We start from the raw sequence: 24,954 nt of genomic DNA on the forward strand, positions 1-24,954 counted from the left end.
TGCGCATGTGCCGATCGGGCCATGATGACGCTCGACCCGGCGTTTCGGGCCGCTGAGTGATCTCGCCGCACGCACCGATGAGGGGAGGGGAGTCAGGCAGGTGTCCGATCACCAGCACAATCTTGGCGTCATCTGGGGACAGGTCGTGCGTGAACTGTCGGATGGCACCCTCTCCCCGCAGCAGGGCGCCTGGATGCGGGTGACCCGGCCGATCGGCCTGCTCGACGGCACCGCACTGCTCGCCGCCCCCAGCGATTTCGCCAAAGAGGCCATCGAACGCGCCCTTCGCGGAGCGATCACCGAAGCTCTCTCGCGTCGGCTCGGTCGCGCGGTCTCCCTCGCGGTCAAGGTGGACAGCACCGAGCCCTCGATGCCTCCACCGCCGCCCTCGCCTGGCCCCCGCTATGAAGCGACGTCACCCGACCGGGTGGAAAACGGTGCCGGACCGGTGCCGGGTCCACCTCCGCTGCCCGTCAGTGACGGCATGCTGTCTCCGACCAGGCCCCGGCCCGAACCGCCGAAACCGAGGCCGCCGAGGCAGCCGCGCCAGCAGCCGGTGGACAACAGCCTGAACGACGGCGACGACAGCGATGAAGAAGTCGACGAAGAGGGCGAGGCCCTCGCCGCCGTGACCGAGATCTGGCCGACGTTCTCCGGCCAGCCGATCGCGGGCCAGCCCTACACCGCGCCGGCGCAGCCGCAGACGTCGAAGACGAAGCTCAACGAGAAGTACACGTTCGACACGTTCGTCATCGGAGCGTCGAACCGCTTCGCGCACGCGGCCGCGGTCGCGGTCGCCGAAGCACCGGCACGCGCGTACAACCCGCTGTTCATCTGGGGAGAGTCCGGACTCGGGAAGACCCACCTGCTGCACGCCGTCGGGCACTACGCGCAGCGGCTGTTCCCCGGCATGCGCGTGCGGTACGTGTCGACCGAAGAGTTCACCAACGACTTCATCAACTCGCTGCGTGACGACCGCAAGGTCGCGTTCCAGCGCCGCTACCGCGACGTGGACATCCTGCTCGTCGACGACATCCAGTTCCTGGAAGGCAAAGAAGGTACGCAGGAGGAGTTCTTCCACACCTTCAACACCCTCCACAACACGAACAAGCAGATCGTCGTCTCCTCCGACCGCCCGCCGAAGCGCCTCGAAACGCTGGAAGACCGGCTGCGCACGCGGTTCGAGTGGGGCCTCATCACCGACATCCAGCCGCCCGAGCTCGAGACCCGGATCGCGATCCTTCGCAAGAAGGCCGCGCAGGACCGGCTCGCGGTCCCCAACGAGGTCCTGGAGTTCATCGCGTCGCGCGTCGAAGCGAACATCCGTGAACTCGAAGGCGCGCTCATCCGCGTCACCGCCTTCGCGTCGCTGAACCAGCAGCCTGTCGACGTCGCGCTCGCCGAGATCGTGCTCCGCGACCTCATCCCGGATTCGCACGCTCCGGAGATCACCGCGCCCACCATCATGGGCGTCACGTCCGAGTTCTTCGACGTGACCCTCGACGACCTCTGCGGTCCCGGCAAGACGAAGGCCCTCGCGACCGCACGCCAGATCGCGATGTACCTCTGCCGCGAACTGACCGACATGTCCCTGCCGAAGATCGGGCAGACCTTCGGCGGCCGCGACCACACGACCGTCATGCACGCGGACAAGAAGATCCGCAAGGAAATGGCCGAACGACGGCGCATCTACGACCAGGTCCAGGAACTGACGTCGAGGATCAAGCAACGCGCCAGGCAGTAGTTTTTTATCTTGCGCTGACTGTGTTCTCTGTCGAGCGCTGACGTAAACGTGCCGAAGGGGCGTCGTTCCGCTTCCACCTGAAGGTGGGCGGGAAGGCGCCCCTTCAGCACGTTTACGTGGACCTTCGGCCCGAGAGAGAGCGCTCGACGGGTGAAGTCTCCGTCTGGCGCGGGGCGCCCTTGGGGAGACCCGGGAGTCACTAGGCCGGCGTCACCGATGTCTTGTCTGCTCGATTCTTTGGTGCGCAACGGTTTTCGGGCCTTTCGCGCGGTCGGGACGGGGGCCGTTCCGTGTCCAAAGTGGTCTGGAGGGGGTGTAGGGACGCGAAGGGCGGGTACTTGAGGAGAAGAGGCGAAGGACGCGAAAGAAGCGAAGCGGGTGTACGCGAGCTTCGCGATTTCCCTTGTGTACAACAGGAATCCACAGGCTGTGGGTATCTTGTGCACAACTCCGCCGGACGTCGGACCAGCGGTGATCGAATTTCCGTCCACATCGCACTCACAGGAAATCCACAGCATTTCCACACCGTGATCCACAAGCTGTCCCCAGGTTGCCCACATCTTGTGCACAAGGGTGAACGGTGCTGCTCGGATCACTCTGCCGAGCGATTCCGGTCACGAACCACGTCCACAAGCCTGGGTACAAACCGGCCCACAACTGTGGATGACTGTGGGGACAACTGTGGATGACTGTGGACAGTTCGTGCGCCGCTCGAAACCATCCACCGACGGCCCGAGCTGTCCACAGTCCGTACACACCCGGCGTCCACAGCCTCAGAGGCATCCGGACCTGCGCGAACGAGGCTTGTCCACACAATCCACAACCCCTATTACTACTGCTGTCTTTTCTTCTTCTCTAGAAGAGAACAAAACAAAAACAGGCGAAGGACGAATCTGGGGACAGCCGTCGAGTCATGTCGTCTTGTCGACAAAAGCAAGGGGAGGCCGAGGTGACGCGGACCCCGGGGACGGCCTAACGTGGGTCACTGCACCTGGTCTGCGTGTCGACGTGCGTTCGCGTCCTCGCTCGGACCGAACACACCTGCGAGGCACCTGGCCATCGCGCTCTCCGGCCGAGGTGACCCGTTGAGCTTTCGAGCCGTCAGGGGCTCGGCTGTCGAAAGGAAGCGCGCATGAAGATCCGCGTCGAGCGTGACGGGCTGGCCGACGCCGTCGCGTGGGTGGCGAGAAGCCTCCCGTCGCGGCCTCCGGTCCCGGTGCTGGGCGGTGTCCTGCTCGATGCGGGATCCGACGGGACGAGTGACGCACTCACCGTCTCCGGATTCGACTACGAGGTCTCCGCCACGGTCGGCGTCCCGGCCACCATCGCCGACGGCGGCCGCCTGCTGGTCTCCGGCCGTCTGCTGGCCGACATCACCAAGTCGCTGCCCGCGCAGCCGGTCGAGATCTCCGTCGACGGCGCCCGCGCGACCATCACCTGCGGCTCCGCGCGCTTCTCCCTGCCGACCATGCCGGTCGAGGACTACCCGCAGCTCCCGTCCCAGCCCGCCTTCGCCGGCGAACTCACCGGCGACGCCTTCGGCCAGGCCGTCACCCAGGTCGTCGTCGCGGCGGGCAAGGACGACACCCTCCCGATGCTGACCGGGATGCGGCTGGAGATCTCGGGCTCCTCGCTGACCCTGGTCGCCACCGACCGCTTCCGTCTCGCGATGCGCGAGTTCACCTGGGAACCCGCCGAGGGCCTGTCCGACGCCGCCGTGCTCGTCCCGGCGCGCACGCTCGCCGAAGCCGCGAAGACGCTCGGCGCCAGCGGCGCCAAGATCCGGCTCGCCCTCGCCAGCGGTGAAGGTCTCCTCGGTCTCTCCGGCTCGGGGCGCTACACCACCACCCGCCTCCTCGACGCGGAGTTCCCGCCGTACCGGCAGCTGCTGCCGGCTCAGCACTCATCGCGCGCGGTCATCGAGGTCTCGGCGCTCGCCGAGTCGATCAAGCGTGTTTCGCTGGTCGCCGAACGTGGCACCCAGGTGCGGCTGGAGTTCAACGACGGTTCGCTGCGGCTCTCCGCCGGCGGTGACGACGAGGGTTCGGCCGAAGAAGAGCTTCAAGTCGACTACGAGGGTGAGCCGGTGACCATCGCGTTCAACCCGGGTTACCTCGTCGACGGGCTCGGCGCGCTGAACGCGAACCGGGCGGAACTGACGTTCACCACCCCGAACCGGCCGGCGCTGATCAAGCCTGCCGACGAGGAGGGCAACGTCGTCCCCGGCTATCTGTACCTCCTGATGCCGGTTCGCCTCCCGGGCTGACCGGCCGCCACTTCTGTTCGTACCAAAGGGGATCTTCATGGCTCAGCTGGGACTCATCGGCCTCGGCAAAATGGGGTTCAACATGCGTGAGCGGCTGCGCGCGGCCGGTCACGAGGTGGTCGGCTACGACCGCAACCCCGACGTCACCGACTCCACGTCACTCGAGGACATGGTGTCCAAACTGGACGGTCCCCGGATCGTCTGGATCATGGTGCCCGCCGGTGAACCCACCCGGCAGACCGTCGCGGAACTCGGCAACCTGCTGTCCGAGGGCGACCTCGTGATCGACGGCGGCAACTCGAAGTACACCGACGACCGGATCAACGCGGACCTGCTCGCCGCGAAGAAGATCGGTTACCTCGACTGCGGGGTTTCCGGTGGTGTGTGGGGCAAGGACAACGGCTACGGCCTGATGGTCGGCGGCGCGGCTTCGGACGTCGAGAAGGCCATGCCGATCTTCGACGCGCTTCGTCCCGAGGGCCCGCGTGACGAAGGCTTCTCGCACGCCGGCGCCGTCGGCTCCGGTCATTACGCGAAGATGATCCACAACGGCATCGAGTACGGCATGATGCAGGCCTTCGCCGAAGGCTTCGAGCTGCTCGAAGCCGCGAAGGTCGTCGAGAACGTGCCCGCGGTGATCAAGGGCTGGCAGCGGGGGACCGTCGTCCGCTCTTGGCTGCTCGACCTACTCGTCCGCGCGCTCGACGAGGACCCGGAGCTGGACGACCTCGAGGGCTACGTCGAGGATTCCGGCGAAGGCCGGTGGACCCTGGAAGAGGCGATCAACAACGCGGTCCCGGCGCCGGTCATTTCCGCCGCGCTGTTCGCGCGGTTCGCCTCGCGCCAGGAGGACTCCGCCGCCATGCGGGCCGTCGCCGCGCTGCGCAACCAGTTCGGCGGGCACTCCGTGAAGAAGGTCGGCGGCTAGGCGGGTTGTACCTCAGACATCTGCAGGTCACCGACTTCCGGTCCTGGCCACAAGCCGATCTCGCGCTCGAACCCGGCCCGACCGTCCTCGTCGGACAGAACGGCCGCGGCAAGACGAACCTCCTCGAGGCGATCGGCTACGTCGCGACCCTGGGCTCGCATCGCGTCGCGACCGACGCGCCGTTGGTGCGGCACGGGTGCGAACGCGCGCTGATCAGGGTCGCGGTGGTCAACGAGGATCGCGAACTGACGGTCGAGCTGGAGATCACGCCCGGCAAGGCGAACCGAGCGCGGGTCAACCGCGGCGCGGTCGGCAAGCCCCGTGACGTGCTCGGGATCCTGCGCACGGTGCTCTTCTCCCCGGAGGACCTGGCACTCGTGCGCGGGGATCCCGGGGAGCGCCGCCGGTTCATGGACGAACTCCTCGTGCTGCGCGCGCCGCGGTACGCCGGGGTCCGCGCCGACTACGAGAAGGTGCTCAAGCAGCGGAACGCCCTGCTCAAGACGGCGGGCAAGCGTCGGACGGGACGTGAAGACCCGTACGCGTTGTCGACGCTCGACGTCTGGGACGACCACCTGGCGGAGGCGGGGGCCGCGTTGCTGGGCGCCCGGCTCAACCTGATCGCGGATCTCGCGCCGTACGCGGCCGCCGCGTACATGGGGGTCGCGCCCGACTCGAGACCGGCGAAGATCGCGTACAAATCGAGCCTGGGCGAAGCGATGCCAGCGGGCTACGGCGTTCCGGACGGTGCTCGCGCCGACGAGGCAGTCCTCAAGGATGTGCTGGTCGAGGCGCTGAAACGGTCGCGGAACCTGGAGCTGGAGCGCGGGGTGAGCATGGTCGGCCCGCATCGCGACGAGCTCGACCTCGTCCTCGGTGAAGCGCCGGCGAAGGGCTACGCGAGCCACGGGGAGTCCTGGTCGTTCGCCCTCGCCTTGCGTCTGGGAAGCTACGAGCTCCTGCGTGGCGAGGCCGGGGAACCGGTGCTTCTCCTGGATGATGTGTTCGCCGAGCTGGACCGGCGTCGCCGGGCCCGGCTGGCGGAGGTGGCGGCGGGCGCCGAACAGGTGCTGGTGACCGCCGCCGTGGACGAGGACGTGCCCGCCGAACTGGCCGGACATCGGTTCCTCGTGGCGGATGGTGAGATCAACCGAGGGTGATCGGTGTGAAGCGGATACCCCGGGTGATCGGCGCCCCAGCAGTTGCCCACCGATCTGGGGACAAACCTGTGGACAGTGTGGATAACACCAGGAACGCGTCATCGCCCCGCGTGACCAAGGGGCCGGAAAAGCGGCTTGACACCCTCCGCTCGGGTGGTAACCCGAGTGAGGGAGCCTTGTTCGACACGCAGAGTGAGCGGCAACCGGTATCGAACGGCGCAATGGATACCGAAAGCAAGGAACTGGCTACGGGTCGTGATCTCGCTCGTGCCGCGCTAGACGCCGCGAAGGCCAAAGCGAAGGCCCGCGGCGTTGAACCAGGCGTGCGCCGCGGCCGTGTCACCGGCGGGGGAGCCGGGTCGAACGGGCAGAGCTCACGACGTCGTCGCTGGTCAGGGCCGGGTGCCGACGCCCGCGATCCGCAACCGCTCGGCAGGCTCGCCTCCCGGATCGCGGTCGACCGCGGCTGGAACACGCGGCTGGCCAACGGTCAGGTCTTCGGTAGCTGGGCACGGCTCGTGGGTGAAGAGGTCGCCGAACACGCCCAGCCGGTCGCCTTGAAGGACGGCGAGTTGACCGTCCGCGCGAGTTCGACGGCGTGGGCGACTCAGCTGCGCCTCCTGCAGGGGCAGCTGCTGGCGAAGATCGCGAAAGGCGTCGGGCACGGCGTGGTGAAGAAGATGCGGATCCAGGGGCCGACGGCGCCGAGCTGGCGCAAAGGGCCGCGGCACGTCCCGGGACGCGGTCCGCGTGACACGTACGGCTGATCCGAGTTGCGCTTCGCCGCGACTGTGTCACCAGCGCGCCGAGAAGGCGCTTAGGGCGCTTCGCGAACGTCAAGACTCTTCTTTGAGCGAATTAGCGCGCCTGTGAGCAAATCAGGGGTGTCCTTGCCGCATGTCAGCGGGCGTGGCCAAGTACACTGGAGCTGAGCGAGTGTCCGCTCGGGCGAGACGAGGAGAATCAACACCTGTGACCGAGAACAAGAGCGAATACAACGCGTCGTCGATCACGGTGCTCGAAGGCCTCGAAGCCGTCCGCAAGCGCCCCGGTATGTACATCGGTTCCACCGGTGAACGCGGCCTCCACCACCTCGTTCAAGAGGTGGTCGACAACTCCGTCGACGAGGCGATGGCAGGCCACGCCACCAAGGTCGAGGTCACGCTGCTTGCCGACGGCGGGGTGCGGGTCGTCGACGACGGCCGCGGTATCCCGGTCGAGGAACACCCGGTCCACAAGAAGTCCACTCTAGAGATCGTGCATACCGTGCTCCACGCGGGCGGCAAGTTCGACAGCGATTCCTACGCGGTCTCCGGTGGTCTGCACGGCGTCGGTGTCTCCGTGGTGAACGCGCTCTCCACGGCACTGGACGTGGAGGTCTGCCGCGACGGCAGGATCTGGCGTCAGCACTATGAACGTTCCAAGCCCGGTGAGCTGATCGAGGTTGGTGCCACAGGCCGAACAGGCACCAGTACCATTTTTTGGGCCGACGAGGACATCTTCGAGACCACGACGTACAACTTCGAGACGATTTCCCGGCGTCTCCAGGAGATGGCCTTCCTCAACAAGGGCCTGACCCTCTCGCTGCGCGACGAGCGCGTCGCCGACGAAGAGGCCGAAGAGGACGCGTCCGGCCAAGCGGCACGGGTCAAGGAAAAGACCTACTGCTACCCCGGCGGGCTCGAAGACTTCGTCAAGCACATCAACGGCAGCAAGGACCCGATCCACACCAGCGTGATCTCCTTCGAGGGCAAGGGCACCGGCCTCGAAGTCGAGGTCGCCATGCAGTGGAACAACGGCTTCACGCCGTCGGTGTACACCTTCGCCAACACGATCAACACGCACGAGGGCGGCACGCACGAAGAGGGCTTCCGCGCCGCGCTCACCCGCGTCGTAAACGCGTACGCGCGCGAGAAGAAGCTGCTCAAGGAGAAGGACGCCAACCTGACCGGTGACGACGTGCGCGAGGGGCTCGCCGCGATCGTCTCGATCAAGCTGTCCGAGCCGCAGTTCGAGGGCCAGACCAAGACCAAGCTGGGCAACAGCGAGGCCAAGACGTTCGTGCAGCAGACGTCGAACGAATGGCTGGCCGACTGGTTCGAGCGCAACCCCACCGAGGCGAAGACGATCATCAACAAGTCGATCTCCTCGTCGCAGGCGCGGATGGCCGCCCGCAAGGCGCGCGACCTGGTCCGCCGCAAGGGCGCGCTGGAGATCGGCGGGCTGCCCGGCAAGCTCAAGGACTGCCGGTCGACCAATCCGTCGGAATGCGAGCTCTACATCGTCGAGGGTGACTCGGCCGGTGGTTCGGCCAAGGAAGGCCGCGACTCGATGTACCAGGCGATCCTGCCGATCCGGGGCAAGATCATCAACGTCGAGAAGGCCCGTATCGACCGTGTCCTCAAGAACACCGAGGTCCAGTCGCTGATCACCGCGCTCGGCACCGGTATCCACGAAGAGTTCGACATCGAGAAGCTGCGCTACCACAAGGTCGTGCTGATGGCCGACGCCGACGTCGACGGCCAGCACATCACCACGCTGCTGCTCACCCTGCTCTTCCGGTTCATGACCCCGCTGATCGAACACGGCCACGTGTTCCTCTCGCGGCCGCCGTTGTACAAGATCAAGTGGCCGCGGGCCGAGCCGGAGTACGCCTACTCCGACCGGGAACGCGACGCCGTCATCCAGGCCGGTGTCGAGGCGGGCAAGCGCCTCCCCAAGGACGACGCGATCCAGCGCTACAAGGGTCTCGGCGAGATGAACGCCGAAGAGCTGTGGGAGACCACGATGGACCCGGCGAACCGGCTGCTCGGCCAGGTCACCCTGGACGACGCCGCGCAGGCCGACGACCTGTTCTCCGTCCTGATGGGCGAAGACGTCGAAGCGCGCCGTTCCTTCATCACGCGTAACGCCAAGGACGTGCGCTTCCTCGACGTCTAGGCGTCCCCGTTCTTTGTCCCCTTAGGACTGCTCTCACGAGAAGGACCTCATGACGGAAACCTTGCCGCCCGCTCCGGACCACGACCGGATCGAACCGGTCGACATCCAGCAGGAGATGCAGCGCTCCTACATCGACTACGCGATGAGCGTCATCGTGTCGCGGGCGCTGCCGGACGTGCGGGACGGCCTCAAGCCGGTGCACCGCCGCGTGCTGTACTCGATGTTCGACTCCGGCTTCCGCCCGGACCGGCAGCACAACAAGTGCTCCCGCGTGGTCGGCGACGTGCTCGGCAATTACCACCCGCACAACGACACCGCCGTCTACGACGCACTGGTGCGGCTGGCGCAGCCGTGGGCGCTGCGGTATCCGTTGATCGACGGCCAGGGCAACTTCGGTTCGCCTGGCAACGACCCGGCGGCCGCCATGCGGTACACGGAATGCCGCCTGTCGCATATCGCCATGCACATGCTGCAGGACATCGACGAAGACACCGTCGATTTCTCCGACAACTACGACGGCCGTACCCAGGAGCCGGACGTCCTGCCATCGCGGTTCCCGAACCTGCTGGTCAACGGCGGCTCCGGGATCGCGGTCGGAATGGCGACCAACATCCCGCCGCACAACCTGCGCGAGGTGGCCGACGGCGTCAAATGGGCGCTGGAGAACTTCGAGGCCGACGACGACGAGCTGCTCGCCGCGCTGCTGGTCCGGATCAAGGGCCCCGACTTCCCGACCAAGGCGATGATCCTCGGCAACTCCGGCATCGAGGACGCGTACCGCACCGGCCGCGGCTCCGTGCGCATGCGCGCGGTCGTCGAGGTGGAAGAGGACGCCAAGGGCCGCACGATCCTGGTCGTGTCCGAGCTGCCGTACCAGGTCAACCCGGACAACCTGGTCGAGAACATCGCGAACCTGGTCCGAGACGGCAAGCTCACCGGCATCTCCGACATCGCCGACGAGTCCAACAGCCGCAGCGGGATGCGGATCGTCGTCACGGTCAAACGTGACGCGGTCGCCAAGGTCGTGCTGAACAACCTGTACAAGCACACCCAGTTGCAGCAGAACTTCGGGGTCAACATGCTGGCCCTGGTCGACGGCGTGCCGCGCACGCTGCGCCTCGACCAGATGATCCGGCACTACGTGAAGCACCAGATCGAGGTCATCGTCCGCCGGACCCGCTTCCGGCTGCGCAAGGCCGAAGAGCGCGCCCACATCCTGCGCGGTCTGGTCAAGGCGCTGGACATGCTCGACGAGGTCATCGCCCTGATCCGGCGCTCGCCTTCGGCCGAAGAGGCCCGGCCCGCGCTGATGAGGCTGCTCGACGTCGACGAGATCCAGGCGGCCGCGATCCTCGACATGCAGCTCCGCCGCCTCGCGGCACTGGAGCGGCAGCGGATCGTCGACACCCTGGCCGAGATCGAACTCGAGATCGCCGACCTCAAGGACATCCTCGAGAAGCCCGAGCGGCAGCGCTCGATCATCGCCGAGGAACTGCAGGAGATCGTCGACAAGTACGGCGACGACCGGCGCACCAAGATCATCCCGTTCGACGGCGAGGTCTCGGTCGAAGACCTCATCGCGGTCGAGGACGTCGTCGTCACCATCACCCGCACGGGTTACGCAAAGCGGACGAAAACCGATCTGTACCGCTCGCAGAAACGCGGCGGCAAGGGCGTCCAGGGCGCGACCCTCAAACAGGACGACATCGTCCAGCACTTCTTCGTCTGCTCGACGCACGACTGGATCCTGTTCTTCACGAACAAGGGCCGCGTCTACCGCGCCAAGGCCTACGACCTGCCCGAGGCCAACCGCAACGCGCGCGGCCAGCACGTCGCGAACCTGCTCGCGTTCCAGCCGGACGAGAAGATCGCCCAGGTCATCGAGATCCCGAACTACGAGGTCGCCCCGTACCTGGTGCTCGCGACCCGTCGCGGTCTGGTGAAGAAGACCAAGCTCACCGACTTCGACTCCAACCGCGCCGGCGGCCTCATCGCCGTCAACCTGCGCGAAGGGGACGAGCTGGTCGGCGCGGTCCTCGCGGCCGCCGAGGACGACCTGCTCCTCGTGTCCGCGGAAGGCCAGTCGATCCGCTTCCACGCCACCGACGAAGCCCTGCGCCCGATGGGCCGTGCGACGTCCGGTGTGCTGGGCATGCGGTTCAACGACGGTGACGAACTGCTCGGCCTCAACGTCGTCCAGCCGGACAGGTTCCTCCTCGTCGCCACCGCGGGCGGCTACGCCAAGCGCACCCCGACCGAGGACTATCCGGTGCAGGGCCGCGGTGGCAAGGGTGTGCTCACCATTCAGTACGACCAGAAACGTGGCAGGCTGGTGGGCGCGGTCATCGTCGACGCCGAAGACGAGCTCTACGCGATCACCTCCAGCGGCGGGGTGATCCGGACTTCGGCCGGGCAGGTGCGCAAGGCAGGCAGGCAGACGAAGGGGGTGCGGCTGATGAATCTCGGCGAAGGAACCACTCTTCTCGCGGTCGCACGCAACGCGGACGAGCCCTCAGACGTCGCCACTGCAGGTAGTGCTGAAGGAGAAGAAACCCCGGCGTCGGAGCAGGAATAGACGACGCCCCACGTACTGGGTAAGGACTGACACCTCGTGACACCATCCGAGAAGCCCGAAGCAGGCGGCGCGCCGGCGGGATCGTCGAGCCCGCCCTGGCAGCGCGACAGCGGCGCCGGGGAACCCGAAGGCTCCAGTGAGCAGACGGTCTCGGTGTCTTCGGTCGCCACCGAAGACGTGGCCCACTCGGACCCGAACCGGGACGCGCCCACCGTGACCGATTACCACGGGGTAAGCGGCACCGCCGCGAAGAAGCTCTTCGGCGACAGCGGAGAGGGCGACCCCGCCCCCTCCGTCATCCCGTCGGCCTCCCGCGGCCGCGCCACGCCCACCGCGCTCCGCCGTCCCGGCCGCGGACCGCGTCGCGCCAGCCTGCAGATCAAACGCTTCGACCCTTGGTCGGTGCTGAAACTGTCCCTCGTCCTCGGTGTCGCGCTGTTCTTCGTGTGGCTCGTCGCCGTCGGCGTCCTGTACACCGTGCTCGACGGCATGGGTGTCTGGGACAAACTCAACGGAACCTATTCGTCGCTCGTCGGCGGCGAAGGGGCCGACGCGCCGGCCGACCCGTTGATCAGCGCCGGCCGCGTCTTCGGGATCGCGGCCATCCTGGGCGCCATCAACATCGTGCTGATCTCGGCGCTGGCCACCGTCAGCGCCTTCATCTACAACGTCTCCGCCGACCTCGCCGGAGGCCTGGAAGTGACCCTTTCCGAACGAGAGTGACCCGGTTGCAGGACGCCGAAAGGCGTCCTGTAATCTTCTTCTCGTTCGGGCCCATAGCTCAGGCGGTTAGAGCGCTTCGCTGATAACGAAGAGGTCCCAGGTTCAAGTCCTGGTGGGCCCACTCCGAAAGCCGGTTCGCGAGCATCGCGAGTCGGCTTTTCTGGCGAGGGCCTTCGCCGCGTCTTCGCGGCAGGGTCTTTGGTTCCACGTGGAACGTGGTGCAGTAGCATCGGTGGGGAAGCGGAGCAACTCGGCGGAAAGAGGGGGCTTCTGATGAAGAAGCTGTTGGCACTCGCGACCATCGCGGGCGGCGTGCTGTTCGTGATCAAGCGCAACAAGGCAGCCAAGGCCGAGGCAGACCTCTGGCGTGAGGCCACCGCGCCGACCGAGCGTCCGCTGGGCGCCGCTTCCACGAACGGAAGCACCCCGGCCAAGGCGGCGGACGCGTCCCGCAACAACTGATTTCGGCGCGGGTGGTTGTCATGATCACCCGCGGTCCGGGGCTGTAGCTCAATTGGTAGAGCACTGCCTTTGCAAGGCAGGGGTCAGGGGTTCGATTCCCCTCAGCTCCACACTTTCCGGAAGAGTCCTGTTCGCCGACAAGGCGAACAGGACTCTTTTCGTTGTCCAGAGACTTCGCCCAGCGGCGGTGACGTTCGTCACCGTATGCGGATGACAAAGGTCGGCTCCCAGCCAAGTCAACGCTGCTTACATGGGATGAAATTCGGACAGCGAGGTGAACATGGTCAGTTTCGAAACCGACCTCGACGATCTCAGGTCGTCGAGCAAGGAACTGCAGAAGGCCGCCGACATCGTCAGTACCGCCCATACCGGGGTGAGAGGGCAGGACGTGCCCGTTTCCGACCCCGCCACGGGTGGCCTTCTGCCCGGTTTGTTCGCGCCGGACACCGTGTTCGGGAAGTCCCTGGGCATGCGTGAGGTTTCGGCGGCGTACGAGGAACACCGCCAGGCCGTGGAGAAGATGCTCGCGCGGCTGCACGGCAGCACGCAAGACGCCGCACGGGCACTGGCGAAGGTCGCCGAACTGTACGAATCCGTCGACGAGGACAACAAGCAGCGAATGAACCGCGCGGCGTACGGGGAACAGGGGTAGCGGCGTGGACGGGTACTTCACCGCACTGGACGCGGAGACCACCGCCGGAGGTGGCGACAAGAACACCGAGCTTCTCGAGGGAATCACCCACGACCTCAGAGCGGGCGCCGAAAAGGCCTACATCGCGTTGGACCTCCTCTTCATGGACTGGCTCATCGGCAGCGACGTGGATCTCAGTGGCGGGCGAAAGGAACAGGTCCGTGACTTCTTCCTCGAGTTCTCCGAGGCGGAGCTCGTCGGCGAGAACAGCCTGCAGACCATGATCGAGGCCTACGAGAGTTTCTGGAACGCCTTCCAGGACACGAAAGCGCCGCTCGACCGGTCCCTGGTCCTGCTTCTCAAGTGGCGCGGCGAAGGCGCCGAGAGTTACATCCAGGGTCTCGTGAACACCTATTCCCGCGTGGGCACCAAACTCACCGTGCTGGAAGCGGACATCGTGGCCGCGCGGGACGCCATCGCGACCGCGCGGGCCGACTTGAGCGCTCTCGCCTCGTCCTTCCTGACCGCCGCGGAAAAGTACCGGGAAGACCAGGAACGTCAGGACGAATCCGCCCTGATGAAGGCGGTGGCGGCGGGGTTCGCCGGCGCTGTCGCCGCCTTGCTCGTGGCGGCCGTGCCGCCCGTCGGCGCCACTTTGACCGCGGCGACCTTCTTCACCACCGCGAACGGGGTCCAGGTCGCCGGTGCCGCGGCTGGTGCCGGGCTCTCCACGCTGGTCTCCGAGAACGCCTCGATCATCGGGGACAGTCCCGAAACCATTTACAACAGCTTCCACGACGGCGTGGTCAACATCAGGGAAGGCATGTTCCGCGCCACGGAGTCGCTGATCTCGAAGATCAACGTCGAGATCAACAACCTGCCGATCGTTCCCGACCCGCCGGACGTCAGCCCTGGCGCGAGCTTCGACCCCGGCAACTTCGAAACCGAGAACACCGACAAGGGAACGGAAAAGCGGGTCCGGGACCAGAACGTCGACATCTCGAACGACGGCAGGATCCAGGAACCGCCGCGGGAACTGGCACCACTCGAATAACGGATGGTGGGGTCTCCCGGCTCAGGGGCCCCACCGCTCAAGGAGCAAACGTGGCCGACAAACCGGCGCCCAGGAAACCGGCCGACGACCGGCAAGCGATGCTCGAGTCCTTGGCCACCTTGTCGGTGGACGCGTCCTCACCGGACGGCGCCGTCTCCGTTTCGGTCAACACCGACGGCGTGATGACCCGGCTCAGAGTGAGCGAAGCCGTGTCGCGGATGTCGCCCGCCGAAATCGCGGACGCCGTCATGCGGACCTATCAGGAAGCGCAGCAAGGATCCGCGAAGCGCAGTGCGAAGCTGATGGCGCCGATCGGCAACGCCGGGTACATCACGGACAGGCTCCGGTGGCGGCTCGGCTTCACCCCGGCGTTCCAGCAGACCGAGGAAACCGGCACGCCGGATTCCCCGGTCTCGCGCCGGACCTCGGCGGTCATCGAGAACGTGGTGCTCAAAAATCGTTCGGAAGAACCGGCCGGGCCCGCCAAGGACGAGCCCGAACCGGCGGAATCCGACGACCAGTACTACGAGCAAGGTCTGCGGTACCGGCCTTCCTGGTAGTACTGCCACCACCGGCTTGAGGCTGTGACCAGTAGCGGTAACTCATCGACCGTGAGCCTTCGGGCTCCGATTCACGAGTTGGTGAGCTGCCAGCGCATGGTGGGCGCGACGGAGAATCCTCGACGTGTCAGGTTGTCCGCGAAGTCCCTTTGCTTGGACGCGATCCCGTGGACCAGCATCACGTCACGGGCGCCGACCTCGGTGACGATCGACGACAGGCCGCGCCGGTCGGCGTGTGCCGACAGCCCGAACTTCGCGACCCGTGCGTTGACCTTGAGCTCTTCGCGGTCGAGCACGAACGTGGCCTGCCTGCTGGCATCGGCTAGCTCGAGCAGCTCGAACCCGGGGGAGTCCTCATCCTGATAGCCGGCGATCAACAGGGCGGCGTCCGAGTCCGGCAGAATCGAGCGTGCCCAGGTGACCGCAGGGCCCGCAGTCAACATCCCGGACGTAGTCACGATGACTCCGCGCCGGAACGTGCGCAAGAGCTGCTGTCGTTCCCATGGCCGCACCGCCGATACCTGCTCACCATAGATCTTCAGCGGTCGCGCTGTCCCGGCGGTCTGCTCCTCATAGATTCTCGCGATGTCCTTGGCCATCCCGTCGATGAGAACCGGCACGTCCGGCAGCCGATTACGCAGAGTCAGTGCGACCTCCTGCGCGCGCCCGAGCGCGAACGCCGGTACGAGGACCCGCCCGCCGGTCGCCGCCGAGTCGCCGACTGTCTCCGCCACCATCCGTACGAACTTCTCGACCTCGGCGTCCCGGTTCGAGCGTTGGTGCCCGCAGTACGTCGACTCGATGACCAGTAGGTCCGATCCGCGGGCCGCGTCCGGCACGACCAGACCGGGCACGCTCGCCTGCTCCAGGTCGGACACGTCCCCGGTGACCGTGATCCGATTCGGACCGGCCGACACGACCACACCGGCCGCACCGAGAATGTGCCCGGCAGGGAACAGCATGATCGTGACTCCAGCCGCGATCTCAATGGTCCGGCCGCACTGAACCTCACGGATACGACGCTGTGCGTCATGAACCTGTGCTTGCCCGTACGGCGGCTCCGTCAATGGTTCGTCGCTCTCGACATGATCACCACGGGCCCGGTCGAACACGCGAACCGAGTCATTCCACATCGTCGGCAGGATCGCCGCGGTCTCCGGAGTGCAGATCACCGGCATGTTCGGGTACTTGTGGGTCAGCGCCGGTACGTACCCGGCGTGATCGTTGTGGGCGTGCGTGATCACGATCGCGTCGATCGGCCCTTTCAAGGCCACATCGATGTGTTCTGGCCCGGCCCGGTCGACGGGCTTCTTGGGACGCATACCGGCATCGACGAGGATCCTGACATCGCCGACGCTGACCAACATGCAAGAGCCTCCGATGTCGGTGCCGCCGCCCAAGGGCGTCAGCGCGATCTCGCGCGGTTCGCCGACCCAGACGTGCTCGATCGGTGCGGGCGGCGCGAGCAGCGCATCGAGGGCCGAGAGCAGCGAGTCCGGTGCCACATCGACCTGAGCGAGTACGGCGGCAACCCGCGGGGCGACCAAGCCCGCTGGTGCCTGGGAATCGGCTGCGGCTTCACGTTCGCGCGGATCGACATCGACGTCGTTGACCACAGAAGTCTCGGCCGGTGCCGGAAGGATCGCAGCCTTCAACAGGGCCGCCGCGGCAGGCACGTCCTTGGCCAGCCCTGCAACATGGGCTCGCTCGGCAGCCAGTTCGGCTCGCAAAGCCTCGATGACGGCCAGCGACTCATCCCGATCGTCTTCGGCAGCTTCAAGATCGCGACGTAACCGATCAGCTTCCGTGCGGGCGTAGTCTCGTTGTGCCTTCGCCCGGTCACGAGCCGCACGCGTCTCGGCCAGGCGTCGGTCGAACCGTTCCCGCAGCCGCTGCGTGGCGATCGGATCTCCCGGTATCCGTCCACGCCCGCTGCTGGTTGCGGACTGCCCGTTTTCGACTGCCGGCTTCGTGACGGCCTTGGCACGGCCCCGGGGTGTCCGCAACGCACGAGGATCCCGTAGAGCTTGTGCCGCGTCGGCGCTCTCGGCCGAGTTCTCGCCAAGCAGGGCCAACAAGCGCGGATGCGTGTCAGCCAACTTGTCGCGATAGTTCAGCGCGAGCTCGGCCCGCAGAGAGGGCACTCTCGCGATGAGGTCCAGCAACTCGGATCGGTTGACACGCGCGAATTCACGAAAGTCGATTTGCCGATCGAGGTATGCAGACGATTTCAGGGCAGCCTGGGCCGCGTCGAGGACCAGCGCATCGAGCAGCTGCACCGCAGCTTGGCTCATCCGTTCACCCGCCTGGTGGCGTTGACCATGACCCGCTCGAGCCGGAACTGCCCGTCATCAGGCGATCCGACTACGACACCCAGGACACGCAGCACCTCGACAACATCTGCCATGTCGGAGTACCCGGCGGTGGCCAGCGCGGTCGGGGTGAGCGCAGCCGAGGCGTCCTCACCGCTTTCACCGTGAAGTGTGAGGTAGTCCGCGAGCGTGTCGAGGTCGGACGGCTCGTCCGCGTTCCACACCAGGAAGTCCCATGCCTGGCTCAGCGTGGCACTGCTGCGGACTCCGGCGGCCTCGACGAGCTCACGGGAGCGCTCGACGTCCTCCAATTGGAGTTTGACCTTACTCAACGGGTCGGACGCCCAGCTCGAACCGTGCTCGGTCAAGTTCTCGGCGATTTTGTTCAGCACGATCGGCCAGCCACCTGTCTCGGCGAGCAAATCGTCGCGAGCGGCGTTGTCCTGAAACGGCAAAGTCGTCTCGGTCATCCACAGTCGCAGGTCGGTCCGGTCGTAGCGGTGCAACTCGGTAAGCCCGGAGGACATGTCCGTCTCTCGAGCCAGCACCGGCCACGTGGGCGCTTGAGCGGGACCGGACACCAGCACGATTCCGAGAGTGCCGCCAGAGTGGGTGGCAATCAGCTCTCGCGCCTGTGTCCACGTCGCATACGCGACCTCCGGCGTGGCCGTCTTGAGATCCACGATCACGATCACGTGTCGACCCGCGGCCTTGAAGGTCACCTGCTTGCACACTTTGGCCAGTGTGGCCGGAGTGGCGTCCCGCATGGCACTTTTCCTGTACCCCGACACCGCATGCTCGTTCTCGTCTTGCAGAGCCCTCAGACACCGTTCGATGGTCAGGGCGTGTGAGCCGATGACCTGACGGACTTGATTGCGGGCGGTGAGCAGATCCGCGATCTGCTGCGACGTCAACGGCCCGCGGGTCGGGCCTTCGCCGAACACCGGCCGCATCAGGCTGCCGTCGAAACTCTCCGGCAGTTCGATCGACTCCGCCTGGTCGAGGACTGCCTCGACCTCTTCCTTGGCCCCGAGCAAGTCGAGCACGTTCGGGGTGCGCAGCCGGTACCCGCGATTCGTGTACGACAGCACACCGAGGTCGACGCACTCATCGAGCAGGGCCCGGAACTCACCGGTGCGGACATCTTCGGCTGAGAAGCCGGCCGGCCACCACGTTTCGCACTCGGCTCGCAACTCACTCGGCGTCATTGTCGCCTCGATGCCACGAGCGTGGGCGTGGAGCGCGACGCTGTAGGCGATGATCTTGTATCGAGGGTCGAGCTCGAGAGTCCAATCGAACCGCTTGCGGAACGACGTTCGAAGCCCCGAATCGGCCCACACGCGTTCGATGTCATCGGCGTGCAAGGTTTGCGGCGGTGCTTCGTCGGGCATCGCCGCGGCTTGCAGATTGCGCAGCAACTGCGCGGCGAACAGCTGGATGAGGGCCGGCTGATTGTTCGCCAACGCAAGAACTCGCGCAGCGTGATCGTGTTCGGCGAAGACGTACCCGAGCGCGTGCAGGGGACGGGTCAGCAGGTCGTACGCGGCCTGTGGAGCGAGAGGACCGACGCAGACGGGTTCCCCGAAATGTGCCAGCGGGTGATTCGCGAGACGGTCGAACCGGGCTGTCTGGTGCAGTCCGGCGAACACCACCTTCACCGCGCGTTCCGTCCGCTCCATCAGCTCCTTGAAATGGGTGACGTGGGTGAACATCCCATTGACCGCCTCGGCGTCACCGTCGAGGAACTTGTCGGACTCATCCAAGAGAAGAAGCAGTTGCCGGCCGGGGCGGTCCGAAATCCACTTCGTGACGTGCCGGGTCAGCGCCCCGGCGACGTCGCCCGCTGGAATGTCCTGGGGCACGATGTCCCGTGCGGCGAGCAACTGCCACAAGGTCGTCCACACCGCGTCGACCGGTACTGCGCGGCCGATCTTGAAGATCGATTCGTAAATCGCGTGCCGGTTGTGCTTGTCGTCGAACTTGCGAGCCGCTTCCAGCAGGAGCGCCGACTTGCCGAGCTGCCGGCCGCCATACACGATGCACGGCCCCATCATGTCGATGATCTTGGCGCGTTCGTCACTGCGGCCGTAGAACATCTCCTGTCGGATACTGGCGCCGGGCACGTCCGGGGTGAACGGTGAGGACGCCGTGAACGGCATCAGCGTCGACATGGTGATCTCACGGCTGGGTTCCGGCTGGCACGACAGGTAGGCGAACGCGGCGTCGTCGAGCACGATTGTGGCGGGCAGTCGCCGATCATTGCGGAACAGGCGCGCCAGTTCACGGCGTGCTCCGGAATCGAGCGTTCCGAAATACAACACGACGATGGAACTGTCGTTCGGCTCCTCGCGCAGCATCTCCACGAGCTCGCGTGGTGTCGGCCCGCGCCAGATGCCCAACAGCCGCAGCGAATCGCCTGACGGGCTCATGCCCGAACCGAACGCCGGCACCAGTGCTTTGCCGGACGTGGCCCGGACACCGTGCAGGTCGAGCCACAAGCCGCGGCCACCGGAATGCCCACGCCGCGTGGGCGGAGTTGTCGCTTTGTCGAACGCGAAACCGGTTTGCTCGAGAATCGACTTGACGTTGCTGATCCGGGAGTTGAACGACCGCCCGTTCGCCAGCAGCGTCCATTGCTCGATCCGGGACCCGGCCGTCGTTCCGCGGCCGACATTTTCGAGCTCGATGTCAGCGGCGGCCAGCGTGTCGGCAAGCGCGCCGGCAGGGATGTCACTGGTCGGCGTTCCCGCCTCAAGCGCGCTCCGCAGCTGGGTGAGCATCGGATGGACACCAGCGCCGATTCGAGAGCTGGCAGCGGCGAACGCGTCCGGGAACGCCTGGTAGAAAAGGGACAGGTGGTCAATGTCTTCACGCGGTCCAGGCAACTGGCCGCCGGAGCGAATCGTGACCTCGTACTCAGCCGCCGTGGTCAGGTCGCCACTGTCGATACACCGCTGAATCCGTTCGAGAGCACCGTCCGGTATTCCGTCGATGTCGAGCGTGGTCCGGGCGGCGGTGATCGTCGCCTTCACGGCCTCGGTTCGTTCCGCCTCGATCGCGCCGAGATCGTCGAGCATGAGGTCGAAGTCGTTGCGGGTGCCTCGGTGCCGAGGCTGATATGCACCTGCCCGGGTTGTGAGGTCGGTCCACTCATCGATGCTCAAACGCCCGAACAGCCGATCGGAGTCGATACGAGTCATGAGTTCGGCGGCTTGGCTGTCGACCTGAGCGATCGAGTCGTCGATGGCCTCATCGCGAGCCGCCGACAGCTGCTGGGCCAGCTGCGCATTCCGCGGACGTAAGGTCTCGATGAGCAGCTGGGTGCCTACCTGGTCGTGTCTGTTGGCGCGCACATCGAACGCCGCGGTCCAACCGCTGTCCCCAGTGCGGAGTGCATCGAATGCGGTGACGATGTCCGCCACCTTGACCGCGCGGCGTGGTGCGAGCGCCGGGGTGAGATCGACATCCGGCGCCAGCGTCAGCAGGCCACCGAGGGCCCGTTCGGACGGGATCTCCTGCCCAGCGGCCAACGCGGTACCCATGAGCAGGTCGAGCGCATTGTTCAACAGCACCAGGCCCGCGTCGGTCGCGGCGTCGCGTTCCTCGTCCCCGCTGTCACGCAGCTGCTCGAGTTCGGCCAGTGCCTGTTCGCGAACCGTGGCGACTTTCGTCCGCAGGTCCGCGATCGGGTCGGTCATCCATGTTCCGTCGCTGGACGGCGAGAGGTTCTCCGTGGCAGTGACCCAGCCGGCGAGCAATTCGGTGACGTCACCGGTCCATTCGAGCAACTTGGTCCGTGCACGGGCTTCGATCCGCTTAGCGGTCCGCTTACTGCCACGGGTGCGCAAGGTGGTCTTGTCCAGAACCTGTTCGAGACTGCGGGGCGTGCGCAGCTCCGCCACCCGGGTCCGGATGAACGTGAGGTCGGTCGGCGACAGCGAGCCTGACGCGACAATGCTCAGCGGTTCGCCAAGGTAGCCGTCCTCCGCCATCCAGGTCTGCCACAGATCGGTCGCCGGGCCGTACCTGATCGTTCGATTCGGCGCGTTCTTCAGTTTGGTCGCCGCTTCCTGGGCGAGCGCATCGTGCTCGGAAGCGGCTTCGGCGGCTTCGACCACCGCGTTGGCGTTGCGAGGAGTCAGGTACACCCCTGCGTAGATGGCGTTCTGCAAGAATTCGGTCAGCTCACCGACGGCGCTGCCGGACCGCACGATGCTCGTGGTCGCATCACGCAGCGGATCGGACGCACCCGCGATGGGAGACAGCAAACCGGCGCGCACCGAAGCGCCGTATACGAGCATCTGCATCCCGAGATGATCTTTGAGGTCGCCCGGTTCGAGGTCGGCGATGGTGGCCGCGAACGCGGTGGCATTGGACCCGATTGAGGTTTTCATCGCGTCGGACAGCGCAGCGAGCCGGTGCGCGGCTTGTATCGAGGGGCCGGATTTCTCCGCGACTTTGAGCCAGTATGCCAGTGAAAGCTCACCGGAACGCAGGAGTTTGCCGTAGAGCGCGACCGAGCCGAGCTCATCTGGAGTGTCCAGGCCGGTCGATGCGACAACCGGGACCGGGACGGCTCGGGCCTGCTGTGTGTGGTGCACCGGGCGCTGCACCGGGACGGTGAAGTTCAACTGAGCGAGAACATCCTCAAGCCCCGGCTCGGGCTCCTGGGTTACAAACTGCTCTTCGGCGGGCTCGTCCATCGCGACGCTTTGAGCTTCGGGGTTCACCTCGGCGTCGGCGAGGGGCTGTGCCGTGCCGACATGGGCCGTGGCGACGGCACCATCTGCGGACTTGGCCAGGTGGTCCTCGGCCTCCTGGAGATCGAGGGGGGCAGGCAAAACTCCGGCAGAACCTGACACCGCCGTGTCGCTGACCATCAGTGCACCAGGGGACCCGATGAACATGAGCAGCGGAATCGCCGCCGGCACTCTGGTGCTCACCGTCCTGCTGAGGTCTATTGCTCGGTGGGGGTCCTCGCCGGCGAGTTCGATCAGCTCAAGCAGCGCCAGGAGAGCAGCGACCGTCTCCGCGTCGGTGTCGCCGGTTATGCCGTCGGCAAGGGCCCGTACCTGCGCGATGTCATCAGCGAGACCTTCCGGCCCGGTCAGTGTCGTCAGGCGCCGCACCTGCTGGATTCGGTCGACCGCCGCATCCATTTCGGCAGCGGCATCTTGCGCACGCCACACTGCTGCAGTCGCCGCGTCCAGGCTGGTGATCGGATCACCGTCGTCGACAGCCGCCGCGGCAGCCAGCAGACCAGACAACCTCACGGAATATCCGGCGACACGGGCGATGTCGATCGTATCGGCGGGGACGCCATCCGCGACCGCGCGAACCAGAGCAGGCAGAACACCGGAGGCGATGGCCTGCCGCTCCTGCTCTATTTGCTCTGCCTGAGTGATGAGCTCCGCCAACGCGGGCGGTTCGTTCCCGGCACGAAGTTCGCGGGTCACATCAGCTGCCAGGCGCTCGGCCAGTCCGGTCACTGTGGCTTCGAACGTGTTTGGCGTAGCAACCCCGAGAATGGCGGTGTGCTCCGGAGTGGCCGGCTCGTCGGCGGCGAAGTCGAGCGGATCCTGGTCGTCCAAGGTCGCGGCGAGTTCGACAAGAGTGTCCAGCGGCTTCGGCGCTTCCGGCAACAACGGATGCCTTTCGCGAACCGTTTGCCATACCTGTCGGGCCGCGTCGGTTTGTGCCTCGCCCCAGAACGTGGGCGGATCGGCGAGCAACCACGCTAGGGCGGCCATCGCTCCGGCGTGCCCGGTCACGACCATGGATGACCAAGCGGTAGCCCGCACTGCTTGTGTCGACCCGAAGTCCTCGATGTCAAGCAGGTGTTCGTGCAGCTCGGTCCCGTATAGCGCTTCGAGAGTGTGCGCGAGTTCGTCAGAATCGGCGCAGAGGATCGCGGCCAGCTGGTCCTCGGTCAGGCTGCTGGTTGTCGTCACCGCAAGGATCGGCCCGTGGAAGCAGTCGTGGAGGATCTGTGCCGCGAACTCCTCCTCAGCGCGAGCGAGTGCGGACCGGACGGCCCGAGCGACGGCGGCCAGTGGCGCTCCCGCGCGGAGCTTGAGCTTCCGACGGAGGTGATTCGCCTCGCGAGGAGTGAGCTTCGGGATTTCGTTGAGGAGGTCGGCTTGGGTGACCGAGCTGGCAGCCGTTTTCGCGATCCGGGCTCGTCGTAGGGTTTGACGCTCCTCTTCGGTGAGCCCGACACCGCCTCCGGCAAAGTGCTCGTCGGTGCCGGAATTGGTGTTATCAATCAAGATGGTCCGCCTTCGATGCTATGGCAGTGGAGACCTGTCAAGTCAGGTCGCAAGCTGTGTTGATCGACAGTTCAACCGGTAGTCGTGGCCCGACCCTTGGACGTTTCAGATTTCAAAGAATTCGAAGAATTAGGTTGGCGGTTGTTCTGCCGACGGCCGTAGCCGGGACCCCCGGGTGTCCACCTGATCAACAATCTGAGCCACCTTGAACTGGTAACTGCTGTAGACGCACTGATTCGCGCGTCGATGCGAGGCAGCCAGGTTAGTACGGCCTTCGCTCTTGGCGCGTGCTATAGACAAAATCGACGTGATCGCGAGTCTCATCGCGTCGATCGGCACTCTTCTGCTCGATGACGCCGCGCCAGGTCGAGATCAACCGATCGAAATGGTCGACGGTCTCACAAACCGGGCCGGCAAGGAATTCATATGATCATCCCGCCGACCCGCCTACGTCAGATGTGCAGCAGCCGTTCGTCGAGCTTCACCAGATAGTCGCGGCCGTACTCGCCGTTCTCCAGATCGCGCCACAACACCGGCGGCAGATCCCGCGCCACTTCGGGCGAACGTGACGCGGCGGCCAGCGCGATGGTCGCGACGGTGTCGACGTCGCCGGTGAACGCGACCGAGCGCTGGAGCATTTCGCTCAGGCTCCGGCTTTCCGTGAGCACGGTCAGCGCGGCTCGGACGCTCATCCAGCCCTGCGGTCCGACCTTGCCCGACCACGGTCGCGCCCAGCCGCCGTGGCCGACGTCGGCGGGCAGGACGTTCTCGATCCACCGCGCGACCTCCGCCGGCGGGCCCAGCCCATGGTGGCAGTAGTGCACCGCCAGTGCGGCGGCCTGCGCCGCGGCGATCCCGGCCGGGGTGTCGTGCGTGATCCTGGCCTGTAGTTTCGCGTGGTAGAGGACGTCGTCGACGGTCGGCAGGACCCCGATCGGCCCGGCGCGCATGGCCGCCCCGCTCTTGTCGCTCTGCGGCTTCAGCCGTCGCAGCAGCTCCTCGCCGTCCCGGACCTCGCTGAGCAGTTGATGGAAGCGCGGCGCGTAACCGTCGTGCGGATCGCGGTGATAGGCGTGCACGAAGTGCTCGGCCAGCAGCGACGGTGTCCATCGCCGTCCGGAGACGAGCAGTTCCGCGATCGCGATCGTCATCTGCGTGTCGTCGGTGTAGCGACCCGCCGGGACCCCGGGCTGGCCGGGATGCGGCACGTAACCGGCCAGCGTGTTGTGCTCGGCGACGAAACTCGGGTACGCGTGCTCGAAGGAACCTCCGTACGCGTCGCCAATGGCCAGTTCGACCAGCATCCGTACTCCTTCGGGGCGCGATCGTG

The 24,954-nt window shown here is 66.1% G+C and carries 15 protein-coding genes and 2 tRNA genes; 14 read left to right on the forward strand and 3 right to left on the reverse strand.

Annotation, left to right across the window (positions count from 1 at the left end; translation table 11 throughout):
* Positions 1 to 100 precede the first annotated feature (100 nt).
* The 14 genes from dnaA to P3102_RS00070 all read left to right on the forward strand — a co-directional run bounded on the left by dnaA (position 101) and on the right by P3102_RS00070 (position 15,043).
* Positions 101 to 1,744 (forward strand): chromosomal replication initiator protein DnaA, encoded by a 1,644-nt coding sequence (dnaA, locus tag P3102_RS00005; protein ID WP_276365482.1) that lies wholly within the window; start codon positions 101 to 103, stop codon positions 1,742 to 1,744.
* Positions 1,745 to 2,876: 1,132 nt separating this feature from the next.
* On the forward strand, positions 2,877 to 4,010 hold the full coding sequence (dnaN, locus tag P3102_RS00010) for a DNA polymerase III subunit beta (RefSeq protein WP_007032237.1): 1,134 nt from the start codon (positions 2,877 to 2,879) through the stop codon (positions 4,008 to 4,010).
* Positions 4,011 to 4,047: 37 nt separating this feature from the next.
* Positions 4,048 to 4,938, forward strand: coding sequence for a phosphogluconate dehydrogenase (NAD(+)-dependent, decarboxylating) (gnd, locus tag P3102_RS00015; protein WP_276365484.1), 891 nt, complete (start codon positions 4,048 to 4,050; stop codon positions 4,936 to 4,938).
* A 5-nt stretch (positions 4,939 to 4,943) separates the two neighbouring features.
* Positions 4,944 to 6,098 carry a DNA replication/repair protein RecF gene (gene recF, locus P3102_RS00020; RefSeq protein WP_276365485.1) on the forward strand — a complete coding sequence of 385 codons (1,155 nt, stop codon included), beginning with the start codon at positions 4,944 to 4,946 and terminating at the stop codon, positions 6,096 to 6,098.
* Positions 6,099 to 6,319: 221 nt separating this feature from the next.
* Positions 6,320 to 6,865, forward strand: coding sequence for a DciA family protein (locus P3102_RS00025; RefSeq protein WP_276365487.1), 546 nt, complete (start codon positions 6,320 to 6,322; stop codon positions 6,863 to 6,865).
* Between the two features lie 205 nt (positions 6,866 to 7,070).
* Positions 7,071 to 9,038, forward strand: coding sequence for a DNA topoisomerase (ATP-hydrolyzing) subunit B (gene gyrB / locus P3102_RS00030; protein ID WP_276365489.1), 1,968 nt, complete (start codon positions 7,071 to 7,073; stop codon positions 9,036 to 9,038).
* Positions 9,039 to 9,087: 49 nt separating this feature from the next.
* Entirely contained in the window at positions 9,088 to 11,613 is a 2,526-nt protein-coding gene (gene gyrA, locus P3102_RS00035) for a DNA gyrase subunit A (protein ID WP_276365490.1), read from the forward strand.
* Between the two features lie 36 nt (positions 11,614 to 11,649).
* On the forward strand, positions 11,650 to 12,336 hold the full coding sequence (locus P3102_RS00040; protein ID WP_276365492.1) for a DUF3566 domain-containing protein: 687 nt from the start codon (positions 11,650 to 11,652) through the stop codon (positions 12,334 to 12,336).
* Positions 12,337 to 12,383: 47 nt separating this feature from the next.
* Positions 12,384 to 12,457, forward strand: a tRNA-Ile gene (locus P3102_RS00045).
* A 152-nt stretch (positions 12,458 to 12,609) separates the two neighbouring features.
* A complete protein-coding gene (locus P3102_RS00050; protein WP_276365493.1) occupies positions 12,610 to 12,798 on the forward strand; it encodes a DLW-39 family protein in 189 nt (62 codons plus the stop codon).
* 37 nt (positions 12,799 to 12,835) lie between these two features.
* A tRNA-Ala gene (locus P3102_RS00055) sits at positions 12,836 to 12,908 on the forward strand.
* A 170-nt stretch (positions 12,909 to 13,078) separates the two neighbouring features.
* Complete coding sequence (locus P3102_RS00060) at positions 13,079 to 13,450, forward strand: hypothetical protein (protein WP_276365495.1); 372 nt, start codon at positions 13,079 to 13,081, stop codon at positions 13,448 to 13,450.
* A gap of 4 nt (positions 13,451 to 13,454) precedes the next feature.
* The gene (locus P3102_RS00065; protein ID WP_276365496.1) at positions 13,455 to 14,483 is read left to right on the forward strand and encodes a hypothetical protein; all 1,029 of its coding nucleotides are present in this window, start codon (positions 13,455 to 13,457) and stop codon (positions 14,481 to 14,483) included.
* 50 nt (positions 14,484 to 14,533) lie between these two features.
* Positions 14,534 to 15,043 (forward strand): YbaB/EbfC family nucleoid-associated protein, encoded by a 510-nt coding sequence (locus P3102_RS00070; protein WP_276365498.1) that lies wholly within the window; start codon positions 14,534 to 14,536, stop codon positions 15,041 to 15,043.
* Positions 15,044 to 15,114: 71 nt separating this feature from the next.
* Here the strand turns inward: P3102_RS00070 and P3102_RS00075 are convergent, their stop codons facing one another.
* From P3102_RS00075 to P3102_RS00085, 3 genes are all read right to left on the reverse strand, one after another.
* On the reverse strand, positions 15,115 to 17,337 hold the full coding sequence (locus P3102_RS00075) for an MBL fold metallo-hydrolase (protein ID WP_276365499.1): 2,223 nt from the start codon (positions 17,335 to 17,337) through the stop codon (positions 15,115 to 15,117).
* Positions 17,334 to 23,624 (reverse strand): hypothetical protein, encoded by a 6,291-nt coding sequence (locus P3102_RS00080; RefSeq protein WP_276365501.1) that lies wholly within the window; start codon positions 23,622 to 23,624, stop codon positions 17,334 to 17,336. Before P3102_RS00080 ends, P3102_RS00075 begins: the two co-directional genes overlap by 4 nt.
* 452 nt (positions 23,625 to 24,076) lie before the next feature.
* Entirely contained in the window at positions 24,077 to 24,928 is an 852-nt protein-coding gene (locus tag P3102_RS00085) for an ADP-ribosylglycohydrolase family protein (RefSeq protein WP_276365503.1), read from the reverse strand.
* Between the last annotated feature and the right edge of the window lie 26 nt (positions 24,929 to 24,954).

It is taken from the genome of Amycolatopsis sp. QT-25, assembly GCF_029369745.1.
Lineage (GTDB): Bacteria > Actinomycetota > Actinomycetes > Mycobacteriales > Pseudonocardiaceae > Amycolatopsis.